Raw genomic sequence first — 24,592 nt, forward strand, 5'->3', positions numbered from 1 at the left:
GATCATGCCGCTTCCATCGAAGAGCCCTCTGCTGTCGCTGCCCGGCGCCGTCCCCGCCGAGGGTCCGGACGAAGGCGTCGCCGCGCACTACGGCGACCCGTTCCGCGAGCAGCGCGCCCTCGCCGACGGGTCCGGTTTCGTCGACCTCTCGCACCGCGGGGTCGTCACCGTCACCGGCCCCGACCGGCTCGCCTGGCTGCACCTGCTGCTCACCCAGCACCTGAGCGAACTGCCGCCCGGCCAGGCGACCGAGGCGCTGATCCTCTCGCCGCACGGTCACATCGAGCACGCGCTGTACCTGGTCGACGACGGGGAGACGACCTGGGCCCACGTGGAGCCCGGGACCCTGGAGGCGCTGATCGCCTACCTGGAGAGCATGAAGTTCTTCTACCAGGTCGAGGTCGCCGACCGGACCGCGGACATCGCCGTCGTGCACCTGCCGGCCGGCTCGATCGCCGAGGCGGACGCCGACGTGGTGGTGCGGGAGACGCCGCACGGGCGCGACCTCTTCCTGCCGCGCGAGCGGCTGGAGGCGTTCGCCGGGGCGCACGGCCCCGCGGCGGGCGTCCTCGCCCTGGAGGCCCTGCGGGTCGAGGCGCACCGGCCGCGGCTCGGCCTGGAGACCGACCACCGGACCATCCCGCACGAGCTGGGCCTGATCGGCGTGGCCGTCCACCTGCAGAAGGGCTGCTACCGGGGCCAGGAGACGGTGGCCCGCGTCCACAACCTGGGGAAGCCGCCGCGGCGGCTGGTCTTCCTCCACCTGGACGGCAGCGGGGTGACCCTGCCGGGCCACGGCGCCCCGGTCCGCCTGGCGTCCGACGGCCCGGAGGGCCGCCGGCTGGGCTTCGTGACGACCTCGGCCCGCCACCACGAGCTGGGGCCGATCGCCCTCGCCCTGGTCAAGCGGAACGTGCCGCTGGACGCGGCGCTGCTCGTGGACGAGGGCACGGCGGCGTCGCAGGAGGTCGTGGTCGAGCCGTAGCGCCCTGGGGGGGCGTCCCCGTCCCTGACGGGGCGCTGCCCCCTCAGACCTCCACCAGCACCGTGAACGGCCCGTCGTTCGTCAGCGACACCTTCATGTCGGCGCCGAAGCGCCCCGTCTCCACCTGGGCCCCCAGCGCCCGGAGTTGAGCGACGACCTCGTCGACCAACGGCTCCGCCACGTCCCCAGGCGCCGCCGCGTTCCACGTGGGCCGGCGTCCCTTGCGCGCGTCACCGTAAAGCGTGAACTGGGAGATCACCAGCAGCGGCGCCCCCACGTCCGAACAGGACTTCTCGTCCTGCAGCACCCGCAGGGACCACAGCTTGCGGGCCAGTTGCGCCGCCTTCGCCGCCGTGTCGTCGTGCGTCACCCCGACGAGCACGCACAGCCCGGCTCCGATGATCTCGCCGACCACTTCGCCGTCCACGACGACGCTCGCCCCGTTCACCCTCTGCACCACAGCACGCATGCCGACCATGATGCCTCGTACGGCATCAGGGCCGTTCGGGTGGAGAGACCCTGCGCGGGGGGCGCGCTCGGTGGCACGATGCGTGCAGGCGGTGTTCCATGCGCGCCGCCCCACGGGCCCGAGGGGACGGAAGACGGCCATGACGACACGCAAGGCACTGGACACCACGGCAGTGGACACGGCGGGCGCCCTGCGCGGCGCCCTCGCGCCCCGGCCCCCGAGCCAGCGCTCCGGCCGGCTGGCCGACGTCGGCCTCGCGGAGCTGCGGTCGCGGCGCCGCGCGGCGCAGCGGGAGGAGGCGGACCTCAGTTACGTGCGCCGGCTGCTCCAGGGCCGTATCGACATCCTGCGCGCCGAGCTGTCCCGCCGCTCGGCGCCGGGTTCGCCCGTCGTGGAGCGGCTGCCGGAGATCCTCGCGGACGGCCCCTCCGCGCACCGGTCGTCCGCCCGGCACGTGCGGCTGGGCACGCCGGTCGGCGACGAGTGCCGGCAGCTGGCCGAGGAGATGCTCTCCGAGGTGGGGCTCTCGGACCCGGAGGCCCGGACCGAGCAGGAGCTGTGCGAGGGGATGGCGCGGCTGACGGGGTACGAGCGGCAGGTGTCGGCGCGCCGCCGCCTGCTGCAGCAGACCGCGGACGACTGCGGTGCGGAGATCGCCCGCCGCTACCGCGACGGCGAAGCACAGGTGGACGACCTCCTCGCATGACTGCATGACTGCATGACTGCATGACTGCATGACACGCGCGCGTGTGAGCGCCCTGTGGCGGCCCGGAAAAATGGCGTGCAGGCCGTGCGGGGGCGGCCCTAGCGTGCGTCCATGAGCCCCCTGAGCCCTCGCCCGGCCGTCCCCCGGATCCGTACGCTCGACGACTCCGACCTGCCCGACTGGCTGCGCACCATGCGCACCGGCTTCCTCAGGCCGCCGGTGGTGCCCAAGGAGGAGGTGGAGATACGCCTGGCGGGCATGGACCTGAACCGCACGCAGGGCGCCTTCGACGACGGGCGCTGCGTGGCCACGTTCCGCAGCTTCGCGCAGCAGATCTCCGTGCCGGGCGGCGCCTCCGTACCGGCGAACGCGATCTGCAACGTCACCGTCGCGCCGACGCACCGCAGGCGCGGGCTGCTCGGCTCGATGATGGAGCGCGACCTGCGGGCCGCCAAGGAGCGCGGCGACGCGGCCGCCACGCTGATCTCCGCCGAGTACCCGATCTACGGGCGCTACGGGTTCGGCCCGGCCACCTGGGTCACCGAGTGGGAGGTGGAGACGGCCCGCACCGGGCTCTCCGACCGTTACGCGGGCCCGGAGTGCGGCGGCCGCATCGACCTTGTCGACGGCGCCGCCGTCCGCGAGCTCGGCCCCGCCCTGCACGAACGGCTGCGGACACTGCAGCACGGCGCCGTCGACCGCACCGAGCGCTGGTGGCGGATCGCCACGGGCGACCTGCCGCGGCACGGCTTCGCCTGGACCGAGCCGTTCTACGCGGTGTACCGCTCGCCCGAGGGCAGCGTCGACGGCCTGGCCGCCTACACCGCCGACGACGCCTGGGAGGCCAAGCGCCCGCTGTGCTCGGCCCATGTGCGCGACCTCGTGGCCGTCTCCCCCGCCGCGGTGCGTGCCCTGTGGCACTTCCTGCTGACGATCGACTGGGTCACCAAGGTCACCACGAACCTGCGTGCCCCCGACGACCTGCTCCCGCTGCTGCTGCCGGACCCCCGTGCGGCCCGGGTGCTCACGCACGCCGACTTCCTGTGGCTGCGCCCGCTCGACGTGCCGGCCCTGCTGACCGCCCGCACCTACGCCTGCCCCGGCTCGCTCGTCCTGGAGGTCACCGACCCGCAGGGGCTGGCCGGCGGGCGCTGGCTGCTGGAGGCCGGGCCGGACGGCGCGAGCTGCGCGCCCACCCGGCGCCCGGCCGAACTCGTGCTGGACGTCGGCGCATTGGGGGCGCTGTACCTCGGCGACGAGTCCGTGCTGCGGCTGGCCGCGCTGGGCCGGGCCGGGGAGGAGAGCCCGGGTGCGGCCGCGCGTGCGGAGCCGGTGCTGCGGACGGCGGCGCGGCCGTGGTGCCCGGACGTCTTCTGACATCCGGGCCCGGACTTGACCTCAACCTTTGTTGAGGTTGGAGGCTTCTCCTCGTACCGCTTCACGCCACGACTTCACGTCACGACACGACACGACACGTCACGACACGGGGAGAAGAACCTCCATGACCGACACGCTTGTTGCTTCCGAGCGCCCCTACCGCCTCGCCGTCATCGTCGCCTCCACCCGTGAGGGCCGCTTCGGCCCCACGGTGGCCAACTGGCTCGCCCTGCAGACCGCGCAGCGCGACGACGTCGAGACCGACGTCATCGACCTCGCCCACCACCCGCTGCCGGTCAGCCTCAGCCGCGACCCCGGCCCGGAGGACGCCGCCGCCCTCGCCGCCGTGACGCCGCGGCTGGCGGAGGCGGACGCCTTCGTCGTCATCACCCCCGAGTACAACCACAGTTACCCCGCCTCCCTGAAGCAGCTCATCGACTGGCACTACACCCAGTGGCAGGCCAAGCCCGTCGCCTTCGTCTCCTACGGCGGGCTCTCCGGCGGCCTGCGCGCGGTGGAGCACCTGCGCCCGGTCTTCTCCGAGCTGCACGCGGTGACCATCCGCGAGACGGTCAGCTTCCACAGCCCCTGGGGCAAGCTGGACGACTCCGGCCGCCACCTGGACGAAGCGGCCGGCCAGTCCGCGGCCGGCGCGGCCAAGGTGCTGCTCGACCAGCTCGGCTGGTGGGCCCTGGCCCTGCGCGGGGCCCGGGCGGCACGCCCCTACGGCGCCTGAGCGCTGCCGCGACGGCGGTTACCACGCGCGTCCGTCCGGGAACCCTCTGTCCCATGGACGATCCACGGAGGCAGACCCCGGTGACGCCCGACGGCCGCCTCGGCCCGGCCGCCCACCACCCCGGCCGGTCCGACGCCCGCTATCTGGAGCGCCGCAACGCGCTGGCCCGGCTGGCCGCCGGCCACCGGGCAGGCGACCGGCTGCCGGACGTGGACTACACGGAGACCGAGCACGCGACCTGGCGCGCGGTCCACGCCGCGCTCGCCGTCGCGCACCGCGCGCACGCGTCCCGCGAGGTGCTGGGGGCGCGTGAGGGGTTCCCCGTCCCGCCGGACCGCATCCCCGGGCTCGCGGAGACCGGGGCCCGGCTGCGCGGCCTGACGGGCTTCGGCTTCACCCTGACCGGCGGCCCGGTGGAGACCCGCCGTTTCCTGGGCGCGATGGCGGACGGCTGGTTCCACGCCGTCCCGTTCGTCCGGCACCCGGCGATACCGCTCTACACCCCCGAACCCGACGTGATCCACGACATGTTCGGCCACGGCATCCACCTGTCCTCCCCCCTGTTCGCGGAGCTCTACCGCATGTTCGGCAAGGCGGCGCTGCGGGCGGCGGACGAGGGGGCGCTGCGGCGGATCAACCGCGTGTACTGGTACGTGCTGGAGTTCGGCGTCCTGGCGGAGGCGGGGGAACCGAAGGCGTACGGTGCGGCGCTCCTGTCGTCGTACGGCGAACTGGCCCGGCTGCCGGGCTGCCAGGTCCGCCCGCTGGACATGCGGGAGATGGCACGGACGCCGTACTACTCCGCGGCGTACCAGCCGGTGCTCTTCGCGGGCCGGTCGCTGGAGCACGTGCGGGAGGAACTGGGGACGTTCCTGGACGCGGAGGCCGATTAGGCGAGCGGCTGGGTGAACCGGATGCGGTTGCCGAAGGGGTCCCGCAGCCCGCAGTCGATCCCGTACGGCCGCTCCGTCGGCCCCTCGGTGAACTCGACGCCCCGGGCGAGCAGGGTCTCGTAGGTCTTGCGGCAGTCGTCGGTGGTGAAGATGAGCCAGCCGCCCATGGCGCCCTTGGTCACCAACTCGCGGACCTGCTGGGCCGTCTCCTCGGACATCGCCGGGGCGCCGGGCTTCTCCAGCAGGATCTGCCGGCCGGGCTCACCGGGGACGGAGACGGTGAGCCACCGCATGAACCCGAGCGGAACGTCGGCGGCCACCTCCAGGCCGAGCTTGCCGACGTAGAAGTCGAGGGCCTCGTCCTGGTCGAGGACGTATATCTGCGATTGCGTGATGGCGTTGAACATGTGCATCAGCCTAGGAGACCCCGTCGCCGGAAACTTCTCCGAAACTGCTCGGCCGCGTCCACGCCATGGCGAAGCAGTTGGGCACGTGCGTGGTGGGCGGCGTCCGCTTGCGGTACTCCCGCGGGGAGTGCCCCACGATGTCGCGGAACGTCCGGCTGAACGTCCCGAGACTGCCGAACCCGACCTCGAAACAGATCTCGGTGACGGGCCGCCGGGTCTCCCGCAGCAGGAACATGGCCCGCTCGACCCGCCGCCGCTGCAGGTACCGGTGCGGCGTCTCTCCGAAGGCGGCCCGGAAGGTCCGCGTGAAGTGCGCCTCGGAGACGTGCGCGATCCGCGCGAGCGCGGGGACGTCGAGGGGCTCCGCGTAGGCACGGTCCATCGCGTCCCGGGCGCGCAGCAGACGGCGGTTGGAGTCCTCGACGGCACGGTTCACGGTGCCATCAGACCACGGCGTTCATGCTCAGTTGTACGGGTAGCGCTCCGCGGGGAACAGCGGCCGGCCTTCCGACCGAGCCGGCCCGTGGAAGGCGTACGCCAGGTCGTCGGCGAGCTCGGCGATGACCGCGCGTCCCTCCGTCTGCGCCAGCCAGTACGGCGGCAGGGCCGCGTCGCCGTGCAGGGCGCCGAGGAGGTTGCCGCAGAGGGAGCCGGTCGAGTCGCTGTCGCCGGAGTGGTTGACGGACAGCAGGAGCGCCTCGGCGACGGAGCCGGGGTGCGGGTGGGCGAGGGCGGCGTAGACGGCGATGGCGAGGGCCTCCTCGGCGATCCAGCCGCCGCCGAGGGTCTCGGTCTTCTCCGGCGTGGGTGCGCCGTCGGCGGCCAGCGCGAGGGCCGCGCGCAGCGCCGCCGTCGTCTCCTCGTGGCCGGGGAAGCGGGCCAGGTGCTCCAGGGCACGGAGCACGGAACCCTCCAGGGAGTCGCCGTCCAGCAGGTGCCGCACGATGGCGGCGAACGCACCGGCCGCGTAGTACCCGGTGGGGTGCCCGTGCGTGATCTGCGCGCAGCGGGCGGCCAGGTCGAAGGCCTCGGCGGCGGACGCGCCGGTGAGCCCGAAGGGCGCCGAGCGCATGACCGTTCCGCAGCCCTTGGACTGCGAGTTGACCGGTCCCGGGGTGCCGTCGAGGGGACGGCGCGGGTCCGGGACGTGGGTGTGCTGCAGCCCGGAGAGGCAGGCGTTGCCGGGCGCCCGGCGCGCGTACAGCCACGGCTGGTACCGCAGCCACCCTGCGAGCCGCACCACGTCGTGCCGGTCCGCCGCGGGCGGCGGGGCGGAGTGACTCTGGGTGTCCAGCCAGCGGAGGTAGGCGTTGCGGACGGCACCGGTGGCCGCCCCCGGGGTCTCCCGGGCGCGGATGAGCCCTTCGGCGGTGAAGAGGGTCATCTGCGTGTCGTCGGTGATCCTCCCGACGACACCGTCGCCCTCCGGCACGAGCCCGGTGGTGCCGGCCGCGCCGTAGGTGCCGCGGATCGCGGACAGGGAGAGGAACTCGATCGGATTGCCGAGGGCATCGCCGATCGCACCCCCGAGCAGACAGCCGCGGATGCGGGCGCGGAGGGTGGCGACGGGCACGATGTGGGTCACGGGGAGTTCCTCTTCGTCGGGGTCGCTTCAGGCCTGGGCGGCCAGTTGCTTGAGGGCCGCCTGGCTCGGTGCCTCGGCCTCGGACCCGGGAACGACATGCGTGGTCACGATGTCCTCGGAGCCCTGCAGCAGTTCGGCGAGGGCCCGGGTGGGGGCGATGCCACGGGCCTTCGCGTCCCGCAGCTTCATCAGCCACATGTAGCCGCCGTTGTACGCCTCGTCCCCGCCGGCCGGACGCGTCACCCAACCGGCCGCGTCGTCCTCGTCGTTGGCCCAGACGTAACCGAGCACGGCACCGGAGTCGTTGGCCACTGCAAAGTAACGGACCGGCTTGTCCGTCTTCGACGCATATCGGGCCGGACCGCTGCTCCGCTCGAAAACGAGGTCTTCTTCGAAGCGCGGGTTGACGCGCCGCTCGTCGCTCATGGGATTGCCCTTCTCCCGCTACTTCTTCACCGGCAGAACTTCACCGTAGATCTGCCACTGGCCATTGTCCCTGAAGACCCTGGTCACCCTGTACTCCACACCACGGCCGAGCAGCAGTTCCCGCTCGCTCACACCGAACTCGCTGATCCTCTCCACCCAGAGGGCCGGGGTCCCCTTGGGCACGCGGAGACGGAGGATGGCCTCCTTGCCACCGAAGCTCGGAACAGGGTGATTGCCCAGGGACGTGGACATGTACCCGTTGTCCGGGAACGTGTCGCCGACCATTTCGAGCGGCGAATCCACGTCGATGTGGCTCAGGCCGGTGCCCCGCACGACCATGACGTCCTCCGGCAGGGGACGGCCCGCCAACACCTTGTCGGTTTCCTCGATGTTGTGGAGCACGTGGGGCGTACCCAGGTGTGCCTTGCCGCGGAGATAGCCGTTCATCTCCACGTACGTCGCCATGCCGGGCGTGGGCTCGCAGGTGTACTCGTGAATGGCCTTCGCCTGCTCCGGGGGAAGGTTCTCCGCGTAGTCGTTCCAGTGGTCGCCGCCGTACTTGACGGCTGCCCGGTCGTCCGGGAAGTGCCGTGTGCCGGAAGCGACTTCCTGCAGGGCGGCCTGATGACGCCCTGCAGCGTCGAGCTTTTCCCACTCCGCGTGCGACACGTGCGGCGTGTGACTGCCCGCCGGATGCACCCCGCCCGCGCCCCCCGCACCGTGCGGCCCGGGGGCGGAGTCCGTACCGCCGTGGTCGGCGGGCGCACCGTGTTCATGATCGGCAGGCGTGCCGTGATCGCCGTGAGAGCCCGGTTGGTCGCCGTGGGAGCCCGGTTCGTCGCCGTGGTGCGGGGCGTCGTGCCCGTGCCCCGACGGCTGGTGGTCGTGCGGTGCACCGTGGTCGCCGCCGGAGTGCGGCGGCGTGCCGTGATCGCCGCCCGGGTGCGGGTCGTACCCACCGTGCCCGCCCGCGGGTGCGGCGTTGTCCGCGCCTCCCGCGTGGGCGAAGGTCGGCTGATCGGCATGGGCGGCGGCAGGTGCCGCGTGCCCCGGCACTCCCTCGGGCGCCGACAACTGCTGGTGCACCGCGCGGTCGGCCGCGTTCGCCTCCACCGGGATCGGGTCCTGGTGCGGCACTCCCGCCGGTGTGGCCATCGTGCCGTCCCCGTGCAGCAGCGTGCCGTCGGGGAGCTTGACCGGGGCGTCGTGGAACGCCGCGGGCACGGCCGCCGGTGCTTCCGGCATGTGGAGGTTCATGTCGTGCGGGAGGGAGATGCCGGCCGGAGAGATCCTGGGGCCGCCCAGGCCGTCGCGCAGGCCGGCCATCAGGTCGCCGACCCTGGGCACCGAGATGTTCAGGGCGCTCATGCCCTTGCCCAGGCCCTTGGCCACATAGGTCATCGGGTCGATGACCTCACCGGCCTTGCCCAGCACGGAGACCGTCTTCGCTATCGCGCCGGCCTTGGCCGCGCCGCCCGAACCGCCCGTGAAGACCGTCGTCAGGACGTTGAACGTGACGCCGCCCGCCGCACGCGCCGGGTTCTTGCTCCACTCGTCCCAGGCGACCAGCGCCTTGCCCGTCTCCTTCACCGCGGTACGCGAATCCCGCAGCCAGGACGGCATCTTGTCGGCCGGCATCGCCCAGAACGCCGGGCCCACACCCGGGAGCGACGAAATCGCCAGCCCCGTGGCCAGTTTGGCCAGGCCGGTCCAGGCCTGGCCGGCCTTGTCCCAGCCGTCGAAGCCGACGAGGGTGCCCAGGCCCTTCACCGTGCCCCAGATGCCGTCGACGACGATGCCGTCCCACACGAACGACTTGATCCAGTGGCCGACCTCGTACCAGTGGTGCTTCTGGTCCACCGGATCGCCCCACGGCAGCTTGGCGTGCTTCAGGTCCTCGGCCTTGAAGCCGTACATGCCCTTGCCGTGCGAACCGTCATCGGTCGTCCAGTGCGTACCGCCCTTGTACAGGCCGGTGATCTTGTTCGCACAACGGCGCTCCGCCTCCTGGAACGCCGCCACCGCCGCATCGATGTCGTCCCGGATGCGGTTGTGGTGATCCGTCTTCTTCTCGTCGTACTCCCAGTCCTTGTCGTCCTTCACGGACGCAACGAACTGCTCGGCCTCCTGCTTGAGCGATTTCAGCTTCGCCGCCAGCGGACGCCCCTCCGACGCGAACTCCGTCAGGGCCGAGGAGACCTTCTCCAAGTCGCCCGCGAAATCCTTGGACTTGTCACGCACGGGGAGCGTGGTCTTGAAGAGCTCGTCCGCCTCAGGCGCGTGGTAGTACGCCGACAGCCCCTGGAACTGGGAGTGGATGTCCCCGCCCGTGCCCCGGATGCTGCCCGCATCCTTCTTCAGGCCCGTCGCGTCCCTCTCCAGCGCGTCGAAGTCCCCGGTGAACAGCCAGATCTGGCTGGGATCAAGCATCCTTCGTTCCCCCGTTGCCCCCGCCGCCCTTGCCGGTCATCGCCGCGATCTCCTGCGGCGTGACCGCCTTCTCCGCCTCGTGCATCAGGCGTTCGGCCATCTCCTGATCGCCGTTGGCATACGCAACCGTGGCGTCCTTCGCACCGTTCAGCGACTTGCTCGTGCGTGCGGCGATGAACTTCAGGTCGTCCTGCGTGTGTTGTGCGAACTCGGCGAGGGCGGCACCGACCAGACCTCCACCGCCGTCCTTCGGTGCCTCACCGCCGGGCGCGAGCGTCCCCGCGTGCCCGGCAGCGCCCTTCATGTTGCCCTGGTACGAATCGAGCTCGTCCTTCAACTTGCCGGCCGTCTCGCCGGTCGTCTTGAGCACCGAGCTCACACCGCTCACGCTGATGTCCCACGTGGACACGACGATGCACTCCCCGTTACTGCGTTGCTGCGGCAGCTCAGCCGATGCCGTCGACGGCGGCCTTCGCCTTGGCCAGGGTGGACTGGGCCGTGCCGTCGTTCTTCTCCATCGTGGTGCGGAGGAGATGAATGATCTGGCGGACCTCGTGCGCGGCACTCTGCCAGCGCTGTTCCTTGCCGTGGTACTGGTCCGAGACGCCGTCGGCCTGGAAGTCCGCCATCGCCGCCTTCACGGCCGCGTCGCGCTCCGTCAGGACCGTCTCCAGGCGGGAGATGATGCCCTGCAAAGAGCCCTGCACCTCGCCCGAAGCGCCCGTGTCATAGCTGCGGCGGTCTGCACTCACCATGATCGAATTCCCCCGTACTCCTAGCGCCCCGAGAAACGCGCCGCGTCGAAGTTCGCCGACGCCATCTGCTGACGCGCATTGTCCGCCGACTCCTGGTCGCCCTGGCCGAACGACGTGTCCATACCGGACTGACCACCCAGAATCGCGCTCAACGCGGCATTCAGGTCCGCCGTCACCTGGTCCGAATGCGACTTGAACGAGTCGAAGGCCTGCTTGCCCGCACCGTTGAACTTGCCCTCCAACGGCTGCGCCGCAGCGATCAACTGGCGGATCAGACCGCCCAGATCCTCGCTCGAACCCCGCGTCTTGCCCACCAGGCCCGACAGCGTCGTATTGCCCATGTCGAACTTCACGAGCTCACCCCCGCGTCTCACGCGCCGCCACTCGGCGACGCCGTCATGTCTATCAACATCGACGCGGCGGTCACAAAGCACCCCCTGCTCTGACGGTTAATCAGCAATAACCCGGAGGGAGGGGCGGCTCCATTCGCCCGCGATTTCCGCCATAACCGGAAAGGTGCACCCTACAGGAATCACACAGAAGCTCCATGGAAACCTCACAGGAACACCCCCTCAGTACCCCGCCGGCCGCACCAGCCCCGTCTCGTACGCGAAGACCGCCGCCTGCGTCCGGTCCCGCAGCCCCAGCTTGGCCAGGATGCGGCCGACGTGGGTCTTCACCGTCTGCTCCGCCACGACCAGCCGCTCGGCGATCTCCCCGTTCGACAGCCCTTGGGCGATCAGGACCAGCACCTCGGTCTCGCGCTCCGTCAGGACCCCGGCGCGCTGCCTGACCGGCGTGCGTACGGCGATACCGGCCGTCACCCGGGAGTACTCGGCGATGAGCCGCTTGGTGATGTTCGGCGCGAGCAGCGCCTCGCCGGCCGCCACCACCCGTACCGCCTGCGCGAGTTCCGCGGCCGACGCGTCCTTCAGCAGGAAACCGGACGCACCCGCGCGCAGCGCCTCGTACACGTACTCGTCCAGGTCGAAGGTGGTCAGGATCAGCACCTTCACCGCGGCGTCCGCCGGGGCGGTGACGCGGCGCGTCGCCTCGATGCCGCCGAGGCCGGGCATCCGGATGTCCATCAGGACGACGTCGGGGGCGACTTCGGCGACCTTGGCGACGGCATCGAGCCCGTCCACCGCCTGACCGACCACCTCGATGCCGGGCTCGGCGTTGAGCAGCACCGTGAAGCCCTGGCGGACCATCATCTGGTCGTCGGCGATCAGTACGCGGATGGGCGGCGTTGTCGTCATGGGACGTCCCTCACAGGAGCAGCAGAGGCAGCAGAGGATGCAGAGGAAGCAGAAGGGGAATCGGGCAGGACCGCGGTCACGTCCCAGCCGCCCTCGGGCGTGGGGCCGACGGCCAGTTCGCCGCCCAGCATCGCCGTGCGCTCGCGCATGCCGAGCAGGCCGTGCCCGGCACCCGGCGAGGACGAAGCGGCCCGGTCCGGCGCGGAGTTGGTGACGCGGACCGTGACCCCGATGGACCCGTACCCGGTCTCGACCCGCACCTCCGCCCCCGGTGCGTGCCGCATCGCATTGCTGAGCGCCTCCTGCACGATGCGGTAGGCCGACAGCTCGACGCCGGGCGGCAGCGGGCGCCGGTCGCCGGTCGTCCCCTCGGTGACCGTGAGACCTGCCGCGCGCACGTTCTCGATGAGCTCCCCGAGCTGGTCGAGGGTGGGCTGCGGGGCGTGCCGCACACCGTCCGGCACGGCGTCCTCGGAGCGCAGGACGCCCAGCACCCGGCGCAGTTCGGCGAGGGCCTCGACGGCGTTCTCGCGGATGCCCGCGACGTTCTCCCGCAGCGCGTCGGAGGGGTTGTCGACCAGGTGCGGGGTGACCTGCGCCTGGATGGAGATGACCGACATGTGATGGGCGACGACGTCGTGCAGCTCGCGCGCTATCCGGTTGCGCTCCTCGAGCTGGGTGCGCCGGGCCCGTTCCTCGGCGGTGAGCTCCTCCTGCACGACGAGCTGGGTCCGGACCACGCGGCGGGCGCGCACGAGGGCGCCGACCACGGCCGTGAACGTCAGGACCGCAAAGGCGAAGCGGACGTCGTCGTGGCGGCCCCACGCGCGGAACGGGCTGCAGGCCAGGGGCGTCACGAGCGAGATCACCAGCGCCTCGGCCGCGACCCGGGGCCGGCACCGCAGTGCCACCAGGAACAGCACCCAGGCCTGCACCAGGAGTCCGTAGCCGACCCAGGGGTACATCGTGCTGCCGTGGAGATCGGCGTGCGTCGCCCACGCGGCCGTGAACACCACGGCCGTCGACGCCCACCACGCCTGGACCGGGCGGAACACCGCGGCGACGAACGCCGCCGCCTGGACCCCGCCGAGCAGCAGGCCGGTGTGGGCGCCGAGCCCGTACTGGTACCCGTAGTCGCGCTGGAGGACGATCCACAGGAGCATCCCGATCAGCCCCAGCGGCGGCACGAACACCGGCCACCAGTCCTGCCAGCGCGGCCTCCGGCCCCCGGCCGCCGTCAGCGGTTCGACCGGCCCCGTCCACAAGTCCTCGCGCAGCGCCCCCGGCACCGCCCGCAGAGCGCGCACGAAACGCCGCCCCGCCCCATCCCCCGTTTTCACATCCGTCACCTTAGGCACGCCGCACCTCCATCAGTCGGGCGGGATACACCGCGTTGACGGGCCGGTTGACCACGGCCCGGCTGATCACAGGCCGGTTGACCACGGTCCGGTCGTTTACGAGCCGGCCGCTCACGGGCCGGTCGGCCACCGGCCGTCTGACCGCCGTCCCGTCGGCCACGGCCCGGCCGCCGGGCCGCCGCCGCTTCCGCGGCCCCCGCTGCTCGTACCCCCGGAACGCGGCCCAGCAGATCAGCAGCGCCACCGCGAACACCGGCAGCCAGGCCAGCCGGGCGAGCACCCAGCCCGCGCCGTCGGGCACCGTGTGCAGCCCCGGCAGCGGGTCCCCCACCAGCAGGCCCGTCGCGGTGACCGCCATCATCGCGGTCTGGTGCCAGAGGAAGACCGTCATCGCCGAGAGGTTGACCAGCGCCACCGCCGCCCACGCGGCCGGCCGCGCGAGCACCCGGCGCAGCGGGCCGCGCAGCAGCAGCGCCGCTCCGCACTGGGCGAGGCCGAAGGTGACGGCGGCCAGGGTCGGCGGGTTGAGGTTGGATATCGCGGCGCCGGGCACCCCGACCATCGAGGCGGGGTATCCGCCCCACAGGACCAGGCCGGCCGTGACTGCGGCACCGCCGAGCAGCAGCACCCACCCGGTCGCCCGGCTCTGCAGGCCGCCGCGCGCCCAGGCGGCGCCCAGGCAGTACGGGACGAGCCAGCCCGCGGCCACGTTGATCCAGCCGGTCCAGGCGGGGCCGCCGTAGCCGAACCGGAACAGGTCGACGTACAGCACGACGGCCAGCGGCCACAGCGGGTGCAGGCGGGCGACCAGCGGGGTCGCCGCCGTCAGCCCGGCGAAGACCAGCAGGAACCACAGGGGCGAGAGCACGAGCTTGAGGAGCGTGTGCAGGGTCTCCATGCCCACCCCGGCGGTGAGCATCGCCACCGCCGCCACGGCCCACACCGTCAGGACTGCGGCGACCGGCCGGAACAGCCTTGCCCACCTGCCGCCGAGCCACTGCCCGTACGTCGTGCCGCGGGCCCGGGCGGACGCGTAGCTCTGCGCACCGACCTGGCCCCCGACGAGGAAGAAGACCGCGAGGGTCTGGAACACCCAGGACACCGGGGTCAGTTCGGGCAGGTACTGCAGCGGGCTGGCGCCGTGCACCGTGCCGCTGTCGGCGACCAGGGCCGTCACCAGCCAGTGGCCGAGCACCACGCCCAGGATGGCGAAGGCGCGCAGGGCGTCGACGGCCCGGTCGCGGCCGGGCGGGGTTGCGGAGTCGATCTGCTGCGCAAGTCCGCGCAGGGAACGGAGTACGGGCATGGCGGCTACGCCCCTTCCACGATCCGGGCGAGGTTCTTCAGGGACACGGAGCCGGGCTTCAGGTAGTCGCTGTGACCACCGCCTCCCGCATCGAAGATCCGGGCGCCGAACTCCTTCGACACCGGGTCGGCACCGAACCCGACGGTGGTGAAGGGGAGTTCGAGCCGGACGTGCGGCACCTCGGCGATCCAGTCGTCCGCACCGCGCCCCGCCCAGACGGTGGCCGTGGTGTGCAGCTGACGGACGGTGTCGGCGCCGGTGCCGGGGCTGCCGTACAGCACGATGTCGGCGACCTGCAGGCCCGGCGCGGCGCGGCCGCAGACGACGGAGCCGTAGGAGTGGCAGAGGAGCGCGATCCGGGCGCCGGGCTTGGCGTGCGTCAACTCGCCGACGAATGCGCGGAGTCCGGCCGCCGCGCCGTCCGCCCGGCCCGCCGTCACGACCGCCGGGCTCACCGTGCCCGGCGTCCGGTAGCCCAGCCAGGCCACGACGGCGGCCCGGGAGCCGCCGAGCCGGCGCTGGAGGGCGACGGCGCCGGAGCGGAAGCGCTCGTAGGTGTCGAGATTGGTGTCCGACCCCGGTACGAGAACGGCGATGCGCTCGGCGCGGGACAGGTCGCCGAAGACCTCGGCCGTCCGCCCGCCGTCACGCCCGTCGAAGGAGAGGAAGTGCCGCGCCGGACCGGCCATCGCGTGCAGCCCGGCGGCCCGGCGGCGGTCGCCGTGCCCCGCAGCCATGCGCTCGGCGGCCCGGACGCCCTCGCGGCCGGCGGCGTAACGCGCCGCCAGGGCCGCCGGATCGGCGGAGGCGAGAGGCGCGACCGCGGCCGGATCGGGCGCGGGCGCCGGGACGGCCGCGGGACGGGCCGCACCGGAGACCGGCACGGCCACGGACGCGGCGACGAGTGCGGCGATCAGGCCGCGGCGCAGACGGATGAGCATGAACAGGACGTTAGGAATCCAGCACCCTCGCCCGCGTCACACCGGGGAGCCCACTTGCCGCGTAGCTCTGAGGTACTACGGGTAGGGGGCGGGGCGGGCCCGATGCCCGCCCCGCCCCCTCACTTCACTCGCTTTTACTCGCCGTCGAAGAGTTCCTCGGCTACTCGCCGTCGAAGAGTTCCTCGGCGCTGGTCACGTGAAAGGCACGGTCCAGCCAGCGGCCGAGCTCGTCCAGGTCGCGGCAGCCCATGACGCGCTCCCGGATATCGTTCGAAGCGGGGATTCCGCGGTTCTGCAGCACCCGCAGGACCACCTCGGCCGTCCCCTCGGCCTTCCCTTCAGCCTTCCCTTCAGCCTTCCCCTCCAGGAACTTTTCCTCGAAGAGAGTGCCGCGGCCGGGGAAGTAGCTGCTCACCATGAGTTTCCTCCAGGTCTCTCTCGCCCGGGTGTCCCCCAGGCCGATCTCCAGCAGTTCCGAGTAGTACTCGGCCGACTCGGGGTCGGCCGTCCCCAGGGCAAGCGCCAGCGCCTCCAGTATGTCCGGAGCGCCCCCGTCCCGCCCATGTGTCATGGCCGAGAAGGTCGCCAGCGGCAGATCCCGTGCGGCCTCCTCCGGGTCGGTGATCACCGGGACGTTCCCCGGCCCCAGGACCAGCGGGTGCACGGACAGCGCCGTCCAGCCCTCCGGGCCGAGCCGGAAGGGCCCCGCCGCCCAGTCGGCGGTCACCTTGTCCCGGCAGATCACGAGGAGCAGCGCCGGGCAGTTGTACTTCGCCTTCAGATGCGACAGGTAGTACGCCCAGCTGACGGCTTTGTCCCGGTCGCGGCGGCCCTGCGCCTCGATGGCCAGGAGGAAGCCGTCGCCGCCGTCGGACGGCTTGACCCGCAGCACGCTGTCCACGCGCCGCTCCAAGGGCCGCATCTCGGTGACGTCCGCCGAGAGCACGTCGACGGACGCTTTCGCCGGCAGCGGCACATCCAGAATCCGGAACACGGGCACGAGCAGTTCCGGACGGTCCTGAAAGATCCGGTGCGCGGCCTCGTGGTGCGAAGTGACCATGTTCCGAAGCTAGTTGGCACCCCTCCGCCGACCGCCAGGGCGGCCACTCACTCGAGGGACGACCGTACGATTTCCCGAACGGAGCCGTCGCGGCCGAGGTATTGGCCCCGGCGAACCGAGACACACTCTTGCTAGCAGTCTGCTTGCAAAAGTTAGCAACGTGCGGCAGCATCGCAGACATGGCTTCACTCAACGTCGGCAATCTCGGCGAGTACCTCCGCGAGCAGCGGCGCACCGCGCAGCTGACCCTGCGGCAGCTCGCCGATGCCGCGGGAGTGTCCAATCCGTACCTCAGCCAGATCGAGCGCGGCCTGCGCAAGCCGAGCGCCGAGATCCTGCAGCAGCTCGCCAAGGCGCTGCGGATCTCCGCCGAGACGCTGTACGTGCAGGCCGGGATCCTCGACGAGCGGGACCGCGAAGAGGCCGAGGTCCGCAGCGTGATCCTCGCCGACCCGACGATCAACGAGCGGCAGAAGCAGGTGCTGCTGCAGATCTACGAGTCCTTCCGCAAGGAGAACGCCGCCGAGGCGGAGAACGACCGCCCGAGCGACAGCTCGGGCGACACCAAACCTTCCAGCTGACCCGGGAGATCATCGCCATGGCCCTCACCACCCAGGACATCCGCAAGACGGCCACCACCGCCGGCTACGCGGCCGCCGGTGCCGCCGACCTCACGGCGGAGAAGATCGGGCAGCTCGTCGCCGAGGCGCCGGGCCGTATCGAGCAGCTGCGCAACACCGACCCCAAGACCGTGCAGGAGCGGGTGACCAAGGGCGCCAAGGACGCACAGGCGCAGGTCACCGCCAAGTTCACCGAGATCGCCGGGTCGATCGACACCGACGTCAAGAAGGTGGGCCAGCAGGTCCAGGACCTGGCGCTGCGCGGTGTCGGGCAGGCCGTGAGCCTGGCCGCCGCGGCCGGCGACGGCTACGAGAAGCTGGCCGCGCGCGGTCGCGAGGCCGTGAAGACGTGGCGCGGCGACGCCGAGGCCGAGGCGCCCGCCTCGGAGATCACGGTGGCCACCGAGCCGGTCGACGAGAAGCCGGCGGACGCCGCCGGCACCGCCGACAACCGCGGCGGCGCCCAGGACGCCGAGGCGAAGCCGGCTGCTGCGCGGCGGACCACGGCGGCCCGTAAGCCGGCCGCCGCCAGGAAGACCGAGGGCTGAGCCGGCCGGTCCACTGCGGGCCGGCTGTGGTTGCCCGCGCCCACGCTGCGGAGCCGCACGATGACACAGGCCCCACGCCCCTTCGGGGCGTGGGGCCTGTACGGTGGATCGTACGGACGGACAAGAGGTGGCGGCATGCTCGTCGAAGGATTCCAACAGATCTTGGGCTGGGTCTCGCTCGGCCTGCTCGTCTTCACGGTGGTCGCATTCCTCGACGCCGTGGTGCGCCGCGAGGACGCCTATCGCGCGGCCGACAAGCAGAGCAAGGGCTTCTGGCTGCTCATCCTCGGCATCGCGGTGGCCGTGAACGTCTTCCTCGGGGTCATGTCCTTCCTGCCGATCCTCGGACTGATCGCCACCATCGTCTACTTCGTGGACGTGCGCCCGGCGCTCCGGCAGGTCTCGGGCGGCCGCGGCCCCCGGCGCCGGGGCTCCAGCTCGGACGGGCCGTACGGGCCCTACAACGGCGGGCGTTAGCCCGGCCGTCAGCCCCGGTCCAGGAGCAGCACGGCCAGGTCGTCCGTCAACTCCTCGCCGTTCAGGGCGCGTACCTCGGCGACGACCGCGTCCAGCAGTTCCTCGCCGACCAGCCCTTCCTTGACCTGGCGGGTCACCAGCTCGGTCATGCCCTCCTGGCCCAGCCGCCGCGCCCCGGCGCCGACCTTGCCCTCGATCAGGCCGTCCGTGTAGAGCAACAGGCTCCAGGCGTCGCCGAGTTCGACCCGGCGGTGCGGCCAGCGTGCCTGCGGGAGCAGGCCGAGCGCGGGGCCGCCGCCCTCCTGCGGCAGCAGGCCCGGGGCCCGGCCGTGGCGCACCAGCAACGGGGCCGGGTGACCGGCCAGGCAGAGGCCCGCCGAGCGCCCGTCCGGCGCTATGTCGACGGTGCACAGCGTCGCGAAGATCTCCTCGTCGGCGCGCTCGTGCTCCAGCACCTGCTGGAGCGTGCCGAGCAGTTCGTCGCCGCACAGTCCCGCGAACGTCAACGCCCGCCATGCTATGCGCAGTTCGACGCCGAGGGCGGCCTCGTCCGGACCGTGGCCGCAGACGTCGCCGATCATCACGTGCACGGTGCCGTCGGGCGTGCGCACCGTGTCGTAGAAGTCGCCGCCGAGCAGCGCCCGGCTGCGGCCGGGCCGGTAGCGGGCGGCGAACCGCAGGTCGGAGCCCGCCAGCAGCGGGGTCGGCAGCAGGCCGCGTTCCAGCCGGGCGTTCTCCTGGGCGCGCAGCCGCGACTCGGTGAGCTGCCACTGCGCCAGGTCCGCGCGCTTGCGCTCCACGGCGTAGCGGATGGCCCGGCTGAGCACCCGGCCGTCGAGTTCGTCGCGGAAGAGGTAGTCCTGCGCCCCGACGCGCACGGCCTCGGCCGCGCGCTCGGCGTCGGCCTCGGCGGTCAGCGCCAGGACGGCCTGGCGCGGGGCGAGGCGCAGCACGTGGCGCAGGGTGGCCAGTTCCTCGGGCGGGCCCTCGGCCGCGCCCTCGGGGAGGCCGACGGCCGGCAGGGACAGGTCGAGCAGGATGCAGTGGACGTCGTCGGTGAGCAGCCGCTCCGCCTCGGTGAGGTTGCGGGCGGTGCGGATGCGGACGGGGCGGCCCGCGGAGCACGTCGTCTCCGCCATCGCGGGGACCGAGAGCGAGCCCGTGGGGTCGTCCTCGATCACGAGCAGCGTCAGTCCGCCCTCGGGCAGCACGACGGAGGGCTCCGCCTGCCTTTGCGCGGGTACGGACATCACTCTCGGTTTCCTTCTCTCCCCCCGCGGGCACGGCGCTCCGCCGATGGGCGGGGACCGAACGTGACCCTAGCGCCAGGGCCCGGGCGAACGGAATGGTACGGAGCCATCCGCCTCTGTCATATGCCCATGCCAATGCCCCTTTCAGCCGCATAACGTTGCGGACATGACATGACCAGAGTCACGTGGGACGAGCGTCTGCTCAGGCTCCCGTCTCGTTCCGCGGACGGCGGCGGGCGTCGGATGCGCAAAGCCCGTGCCGGACCGTCGGGCACGCCCTAGCCCGGCCGCACCACCCCGAGGACCGGCATCGAGCCCGCGCCCGTCGTCGTCACCTGCCGCCCCGGCCGCGGCGCGTGCACGATCATGCCGTCGCCCACGTACATCCCCACGTGGCTGGCGTCGGCGAAGTAGATGATCAGGTCGCCGGGACGCATGTCCTTGACGTCCACCCGGGGCAGCTGCCGCCACTGCTCCTGCGAGGTGCGCGGTATGGCGCGCCCGGCCGCGGCCCAGGCCTTGAGGGTCAGGCCCGAGCAGTCGTAGGTGTCCGGGCCCTCGGCGCCCCAGACGTAGTCCTTGCCGATCTGCGCCGTTGCAAAAGCAACGGCCTGCCGGCCCTCGGAGCTCGTCGCGCCGGAGCCCGTGAGCACGCCGCCCTGCCCGGCCAGCCACTTCTCCTGCGCCTGCCGGGCCTGCTCCTCCTCCAGCTGCCGCAGCCGCTCCCGCTCCTTCTCCTGCAACCGGGACTCCAGCTCCTTGGCGGCCGAGAGGCGGGACTCGACCTCCTTCTTCGCGTCCTCCTTCTCCCGGCGGTCGGCGTCGAGCCGCTTCCGGCGCTCGTCGGCGGCCTTGGCGTACCGGTCGAGCTCGGCGCGGGCGGCGGTCTGCTCGGCGATCAGGTCGCGCGTGGCCTGCTGGCCCTTGCGGAGCAGGGAGACGCCGTCGAAGAAGGCGCCGGGCGAGGGCGCGAAGAACAGCTGGGCCTGCGGTGACATCCCGCCGTTGCGGTACTGGGCCCGGGCCAGGGCGCCGGCCTGGTTCTTCAGCCGGTCCAGGCGCTGCTGCGCCTCGGTCAGGGCGCGGGCGATGTCGGCGACGTTCTTCTCCTGGAGGCGCTGCTGCGCACTCGCCGCGTTGTAGGCGTCGGTGGCCACCTCGGCCTGCCGGTACAGGGTCTCCACTTGTTTGTGGACGTCCTCCAGGGACGGGGCCGGGGGGCCGGGCTCGGCGTACGCCCCGGGGGCGGCCAGCGCGAGGAGCGTCCCCGCCGCGCACACGAGCGCGGTGGCGGTGGCGACCCGCCTGCCGCGGCCCGCCGCAGCGCCCGTCCGTCGTCCAGGAACCCGCACAGGACACCTCCGCGACTCCGCCCCCACGCCTGACACTGCGTCACCCGAAGCTCGGATCGTGCCATGCCCGCCTGGATTGGAACAGAGACCTGGGTCACACTTCGTGCGGAACCAGCCGCGACCCCGGCCACCACCCTGATGGCCGAGGTTCACCCTCCGTTCACTCACACCCATCGACGGCTTCACCTGATCTGCCTAATTTCGGCCCTGAGGGTGAGAGAGCCACACCGTCCGGACGGCCTCCACCCGGCTCGGTCGTATCGAACGGCTGAACAGCACGACACACCTCTCGCACGCCGCCCCAGCGGCGGCTCCCGGAAGGAACACCCCAACAGTGAAGCTTCAGCGCAAGAACCGGCTCCGCGCCGTCGCCTTCGGCGCCATCGCCGTCTCCGGCGCCCTGGTCCTCACGGCGTGCGGCTCGGACAACAACAGCGGCGGCTCCAACGGTGGCGGCGACTCCACCAAGGCGGCCGGCAACATCAAGTGCGACGGCCAGGGCTCGCTGCTCGCCTCGGGCTCGTCCGCGCAGAAGAACGCCATGGACCTGTGGGTCAAGAACTTCACAGCGGCCTGCAAGAACATCCAGATCAACTACAAGCCCACCGGTTCGGGCGCGGGCATCCAGGAGTTCCTCGCGGGCAAGACCGCCTTCGCGGGCTCCGACTCGGCGCTCAAGCCGGAGGAGACCGAGAAGTCCAAGAGCGTCGTCAAGGGCGGCCAGGGCATCGACCTCCCGATGGTCGGCGGCCCGATCGCGATCGGCTACAACGTGCCGGGCGTGGACAACCTGGTCCTCGACGCCGACACCCTCGCCAAGATCTTCGACGGCAAGATCGAGAAGTGGAACGACGAGGCGATCGCCAAGCTCAACAAGGACGCCAAGCTCCCCGACCTGAAGATCCAGGCCTTCCACCGCTCCGACGAGTCGGGCACCACGGACAACTTCACCAAGTACCTCAAGGCCGCGGCCGGCTCGTCCTGGCCGCACGAGTCCGGCAAGGCCTTCCCGGTCAAGGGCGGCCAGTCGGCCGACGGTTCGTCCGGAGTCTCCTCGCAGGTCAAGCAGACCTCGGGCGCCATCTCCTACTTCGAGCTGTCCTACGCGACCGCCAACTCCATCAAGACGGTCAAGCTCAACACCGGTGCCGCCGCCCCGGTCGAGGCCACCTCGGACAACGCCTCCAAGGCGATCGCCGAAGCCAAGATCACCGGCACCGGCCAGGACCTCGCGCTCCAGCTCAACTACACCACCAAGGCCGAGGGCGCCTACCCGATCACCCTGGTGACGTACGAGATCGTCGGCGACAAGGGCAACAAGCCCGAGACCCTCGCCGCGACCAAGTCCTTCCTCACCTACATCGCCAGTGAGGACGGCCAGTCCGTGCTGAAGGACCTCGGCTACGCCCCGCTGCCCGCCGAGATCGCCAAGAAGGTCCGCGAGACCGTCGCGAACATCTCCTGACCCGGTGCGGCCGGCTCCCGCCTCACCCGGGAGCCGGCCGCGCCATCCGGTGCACCGCCGCGCCAGGAGCCGTGACCCACGACCGGGTCCGGCTCCGCAGACCGGAGAAACCCCATGGACATAACTCCCGCCACAGCAAGCCCACCGCCCGCACCGGGCAACGGCCCCGCCCCCGCCGGCCGACCGGCCAAGACGGCCGCCCGCGCCGGTGACCGCGTCTTCCTCGCGCTCTCCCGGGGATCCGGGATCCTGCTCCTGGTGATCATGGCCGCCATCGCGGTCTTCCTCACCGTCCGGGCCGCTCACGCCCTCTCCCAGGACCACGGCAACTTCTTCACCACCTTCGAGTGGAACGCCAACGCCAACCCGCCGGTCTTCGGCATCGCGGTACTGGCCTTCGGCACGATCGTCAGCTCGCTGATCGCCATGGCCATCGCCGTCCCGGTCGCCATCGGCATCGCGCTGTTCATCACGCACTACGCGCCGCGCAAGCTGGCCACCCCGCTGTCGTACGTCATCGACCTGCTGGCCGCCGTGCCCTCGATCGTCTACGGCCTGTGGGGCGCCCTCTTCCTGGTGCCGCACCTGGGCGGGCTCTACAGCTGGTTCAACGACTACCTCGGCTGGACCGGGATCCTCGCCTACCACGACGGTGCCGCCCGCTCGCTGTTCACCATCGGCATCCTGCTGGCGATCATGATCCTGCCGATCGTCACCAGCGTCAGCCGCGAGGTCTTCCGCCAGGCCCCCAGGATGCACGAGGAGGCCGCCCTCGCCCTCGGCGCCACCCGCTGGGAGGTCATCCGGCTCTCGGTCCTGCCCTTCGGCCGCTCGGGTGTCATCAGCGCGTCGATGCTGGGCCTCGGCCGTGCACTCGGCGAGACGATGGCCGTCGCGACGGTCCTCTCCCCCAGCTTCACCATCAGCACCAGCCTGCTGGACCCGGGCGGCGGAACGTTCGCCCAGAACATCGCCAGCAGCTTCAAGGAGTCCGGTGAGCTCGGCAAGGACGCCCTGATCGCCTCCGGTCTCGTCCTCTTCGTCCTCACCCTGCTGGTCAACGGCGCGGCCCGGATGATCATCGCCCGCCGCAAGGAGTACTCGGCATGAGCGGAGTGACCATGGACCCCACGCTGACCGCCGAGGCCGGCACCCCGCGCCCCTCGTCGAGCCTGCGCCACCCGCGCCTCCCCCGCTGGACCCCCGCCGCCCTCGCCGCCGCCGCGGTCGCCGCAGGCACCGGCATCGGCCTCGGCGCCGGACTGAGCAGCCACATGCAGTGGGGCCTGATCGCCGCCCTCCTCTACGTCGCCGCGATGTACGTCCTCGCCGCCCGCGTCGAGGGCCGCCGGCAGGCCAAGGACCGGCTGGCCACCAGCCTCGTCTGGGTCTCCTTCGTCCTCGCGGTCGTCCCGCTGGTCTCCCTGGTCTGGGAGACCGTCTCCCGCGGCGCGAAGGTCCTCGACGCCAGCTTCCTGACCCACTCCATGGGCGGCGTCCTCACCATCCAGCCCGGCGGCGGCGTCTACCACGCCATCATCGGCACCCTGGAACAGGTCGGCATCGCCACCGCCATCGCGGCCCCCATCGGCCTGCTCACGGCGGTCTACCTGGTGGAGTACGGGCGGGGCAGGCTGGCCAAGGCCGTCACCTTCTTCGTCGACGTGATGACGGGCATCCCGTCCATCGTCGCGGGCCTGTTCATCCTGAGCTTCTGGATCATCATGCTCGACAACGGCTACTCCGGCTTCGCCGGATCGATGGCCCTGGCGATCCTGATGATGCCGGTCGTCGTCCGCTCCACCGAGGAGATGCTCAAGCTCGTGCCGAACGAGCTGCGCGAGGCCTCGCTCGCCCTCGGCGTGCCGAAGTGGCGCACGATCCTCAAGGTCGTCCTCCCCACGGCCCTCGGCGGCATCGCCACCGGCGTGATGCTCGCCGTCGCCCGCATCGCGGGCGAGACCGCCCCGATCGTCCTCCTGGTCTTCGGCTCCCAGGTCATCAACAACAACCCCTTCGACGGAGCCCAGTCCTCCCTGCCGTACTACATCTACGAGCAGTGGGCGGCCGGCAACGAGGCCAGCTACAACCGCGCCTGGGCGGCAGCCCTGGTCCTCATCGCCTTCGTCATGATCCTCAACCTGGTGGCCCGCGGCATCGCCCGCTGGAAGGCCCCGCGGCATTAAT

Annotated in this window: 27 protein-coding genes; 11 read left to right on the forward strand and 16 right to left on the reverse strand. The window is 71.8% G+C overall.

What is annotated here, in order from left to right; genetic code table 11:
• Positions 1–4: 4 nt before the first annotated feature.
• The gene (locus ACMATS_RS16440; protein WP_414168294.1) at positions 5–985 is read left to right on the forward strand and encodes a YgfZ/GcvT domain-containing protein; all 981 of its coding nucleotides are present in this window, start codon (positions 5–7) and stop codon (positions 983–985) included.
• A 43-nt stretch (positions 986–1,028) separates the two neighbouring features.
• Here ACMATS_RS16440 and dtd read toward each other — a convergent pair whose 3' ends face one another.
• Positions 1,029–1,454 carry a D-aminoacyl-tRNA deacylase gene (gene dtd / locus ACMATS_RS16445; RefSeq protein ID WP_390781738.1) on the reverse strand — a complete coding sequence of 142 codons (426 nt, stop codon included), beginning with the start codon at positions 1,452–1,454 and terminating at the stop codon, positions 1,029–1,031.
• Positions 1,455–1,593: 139 nt separating this feature from the next.
• On the opposite strand from dtd, the gene ACMATS_RS16450 reads away from it, so the two are divergent.
• The 4 genes from ACMATS_RS16450 (at position 1,594) to ACMATS_RS16465 (ending at position 5,166) form a co-directional block, all read left to right on the forward strand.
• Positions 1,594–2,160, forward strand: a complete 567-nt coding sequence (locus ACMATS_RS16450) for an ABC transporter substrate-binding protein (protein ID WP_414168295.1) — start codon at positions 1,594–1,596, stop codon at positions 2,158–2,160.
• Between the two features lie 111 nt (positions 2,161–2,271).
• Positions 2,272–3,537, forward strand: coding sequence for a GNAT family N-acetyltransferase (locus tag ACMATS_RS16455; protein ID WP_414168296.1), 1,266 nt, complete (start codon positions 2,272–2,274; stop codon positions 3,535–3,537).
• 124 nt (positions 3,538–3,661) lie between these two features.
• Positions 3,662–4,273, forward strand: a complete 612-nt coding sequence (locus ACMATS_RS16460) for an NADPH-dependent FMN reductase (RefSeq protein WP_390781735.1) — start codon at positions 3,662–3,664, stop codon at positions 4,271–4,273.
• 53 nt (positions 4,274–4,326) lie between these two features.
• Positions 4,327–5,166, forward strand: a complete 840-nt coding sequence (locus ACMATS_RS16465) for a phenylalanine 4-monooxygenase (RefSeq protein ID WP_414168297.1) — start codon at positions 4,327–4,329, stop codon at positions 5,164–5,166.
• Here the strand turns inward: ACMATS_RS16465 and ACMATS_RS16470 are convergent.
• The 13 genes from ACMATS_RS16470 to ACMATS_RS16530 all read right to left on the reverse strand — a co-directional run bounded on the left by ACMATS_RS16470 (position 5,163) and on the right by ACMATS_RS16530 (position 16,693).
• Positions 5,163–5,573, reverse strand: a complete 411-nt coding sequence (locus ACMATS_RS16470; protein WP_414168298.1) for a VOC family protein — start codon at positions 5,571–5,573, stop codon at positions 5,163–5,165. The two genes, ACMATS_RS16465 and ACMATS_RS16470, sit on opposite strands and share 4 nt — an antisense overlap.
• A 10-nt stretch (positions 5,574–5,583) precedes the next feature.
• Complete coding sequence (locus ACMATS_RS16475) at positions 5,584–5,955, reverse strand: helix-turn-helix domain-containing protein (RefSeq protein ID WP_390781785.1); 372 nt, start codon at positions 5,953–5,955, stop codon at positions 5,584–5,586.
• Between the two features lie 81 nt (positions 5,956–6,036).
• Positions 6,037–7,158 (reverse strand): ADP-ribosylglycohydrolase family protein, encoded by a 1,122-nt coding sequence (locus ACMATS_RS16480; protein WP_414168299.1) that lies wholly within the window; start codon positions 7,156–7,158, stop codon positions 6,037–6,039.
• A 27-nt stretch (positions 7,159–7,185) separates the two neighbouring features.
• Positions 7,186–7,584, reverse strand: coding sequence for a hypothetical protein (locus tag ACMATS_RS16485; protein WP_390781731.1), 399 nt, complete (start codon positions 7,582–7,584; stop codon positions 7,186–7,188).
• 18 nt (positions 7,585–7,602) lie between these two features.
• Positions 7,603–10,014, reverse strand: coding sequence for an ADP-ribosyltransferase (locus ACMATS_RS16490; protein ID WP_414168300.1), 2,412 nt, complete (start codon positions 10,012–10,014; stop codon positions 7,603–7,605).
• Entirely contained in the window at positions 10,007–10,423 is a 417-nt protein-coding gene (locus tag ACMATS_RS16495; protein WP_390781729.1) for a DUF6507 family protein, read from the reverse strand. Before ACMATS_RS16495 ends, ACMATS_RS16490 begins: the two co-directional genes overlap by 8 nt.
• Before the next feature lie 37 nt (positions 10,424–10,460).
• Positions 10,461–10,769: a pore-forming ESAT-6 family protein gene (locus ACMATS_RS16500; protein ID WP_414168301.1), complete on the reverse strand. Its 309-nt coding sequence runs from the start codon at positions 10,767–10,769 to the stop codon at positions 10,461–10,463.
• Positions 10,770–10,789: 20 nt separating this feature from the next.
• Positions 10,790–11,122, reverse strand: coding sequence for a hypothetical protein (locus ACMATS_RS16505; RefSeq protein WP_390781727.1), 333 nt, complete (start codon positions 11,120–11,122; stop codon positions 10,790–10,792).
• Between the two features lie 219 nt (positions 11,123–11,341).
• Entirely contained in the window at positions 11,342–12,028 is a 687-nt protein-coding gene (locus ACMATS_RS16510; protein WP_390781726.1) for a response regulator, read from the reverse strand.
• Positions 12,025–13,326: a sensor histidine kinase gene (locus ACMATS_RS16515; protein ID WP_390781784.1), complete on the reverse strand. Its 1,302-nt coding sequence runs from the start codon at positions 13,324–13,326 to the stop codon at positions 12,025–12,027. Before ACMATS_RS16515 ends, ACMATS_RS16510 begins: the two co-directional genes overlap by 4 nt.
• A gap of 52 nt (positions 13,327–13,378) precedes the next feature.
• Complete coding sequence (locus ACMATS_RS16520; RefSeq protein ID WP_414168302.1) at positions 13,379–14,692, reverse strand: acyltransferase family protein; 1,314 nt, start codon at positions 14,690–14,692, stop codon at positions 13,379–13,381.
• Positions 14,693–14,697: 5 nt separating this feature from the next.
• Positions 14,698–15,633: an alpha/beta hydrolase gene (locus ACMATS_RS16525; protein WP_414168303.1), complete on the reverse strand. Its 936-nt coding sequence runs from the start codon at positions 15,631–15,633 to the stop codon at positions 14,698–14,700.
• A gap of 160 nt (positions 15,634–15,793) precedes the next feature.
• A complete protein-coding gene (locus ACMATS_RS16530) occupies positions 15,794–16,693 on the reverse strand; it encodes a hypothetical protein (protein WP_414168304.1) in 900 nt (299 codons plus the stop codon).
• 179 nt (positions 16,694–16,872) lie between these two features.
• Here ACMATS_RS16530 and ACMATS_RS16535 point away from each other — a divergent pair, with 179 nt between their 5' ends.
• The 3 genes from ACMATS_RS16535 to ACMATS_RS16545 all read left to right on the forward strand — a co-directional run bounded on the left by ACMATS_RS16535 (position 16,873) and on the right by ACMATS_RS16545 (position 18,338).
• Positions 16,873–17,274 carry a helix-turn-helix domain-containing protein gene (locus tag ACMATS_RS16535; protein ID WP_390781718.1) on the forward strand — a complete coding sequence of 134 codons (402 nt, stop codon included), beginning with the start codon at positions 16,873–16,875 and terminating at the stop codon, positions 17,272–17,274.
• A gap of 17 nt (positions 17,275–17,291) precedes the next feature.
• Entirely contained in the window at positions 17,292–17,861 is a 570-nt protein-coding gene (locus ACMATS_RS16540) for a hypothetical protein (RefSeq protein WP_414168305.1), read from the forward strand.
• A gap of 135 nt (positions 17,862–17,996) precedes the next feature.
• Positions 17,997–18,338 carry a DUF2516 family protein gene (locus ACMATS_RS16545; protein ID WP_336415383.1) on the forward strand — a complete coding sequence of 114 codons (342 nt, stop codon included), beginning with the start codon at positions 17,997–17,999 and terminating at the stop codon, positions 18,336–18,338.
• A gap of 8 nt (positions 18,339–18,346) precedes the next feature.
• Here ACMATS_RS16545 and ACMATS_RS16550 read toward each other — a convergent pair whose 3' ends face one another.
• Positions 18,347–19,588 carry a PP2C family protein-serine/threonine phosphatase gene (locus tag ACMATS_RS16550; RefSeq protein WP_390781716.1) on the reverse strand — a complete coding sequence of 414 codons (1,242 nt, stop codon included), beginning with the start codon at positions 19,586–19,588 and terminating at the stop codon, positions 18,347–18,349.
• Between the two features lie 278 nt (positions 19,589–19,866).
• Positions 19,867–20,940 (reverse strand): NlpC/P60 family protein, encoded by a 1,074-nt coding sequence (locus tag ACMATS_RS16555; protein WP_390781715.1) that lies wholly within the window; start codon positions 20,938–20,940, stop codon positions 19,867–19,869.
• A 334-nt stretch (positions 20,941–21,274) separates the two neighbouring features.
• Between ACMATS_RS16555 and pstS the strand changes: the two genes are divergently transcribed.
• The 3 genes from pstS (at position 21,275) to pstA (ending at position 24,591) form a co-directional block, all read left to right on the forward strand.
• Entirely contained in the window at positions 21,275–22,405 is a 1,131-nt protein-coding gene (gene pstS / locus ACMATS_RS16560; protein ID WP_390781714.1) for a phosphate ABC transporter substrate-binding protein PstS, read from the forward strand.
• Positions 22,406–22,519: 114 nt separating this feature from the next.
• The gene (gene pstC, locus ACMATS_RS16565) at positions 22,520–23,515 is read left to right on the forward strand and encodes a phosphate ABC transporter permease subunit PstC (RefSeq protein ID WP_414168306.1); all 996 of its coding nucleotides are present in this window, start codon (positions 22,520–22,522) and stop codon (positions 23,513–23,515) included.
• On the forward strand, positions 23,512–24,591 hold the full coding sequence (pstA, locus tag ACMATS_RS16570) for a phosphate ABC transporter permease PstA (protein ID WP_414168307.1): 1,080 nt from the start codon (positions 23,512–23,514) through the stop codon (positions 24,589–24,591). Before pstC ends, pstA begins: the two co-directional genes overlap by 4 nt.
• Position 24,592: the final 1 nt, after the last annotated feature.

It is taken from the genome of Streptoverticillium reticulum, from assembly GCF_047456005.1.
GTDB lineage: Bacteria > Actinomycetota > Actinomycetes > Streptomycetales > Streptomycetaceae > Streptomyces > Streptomyces reticulum.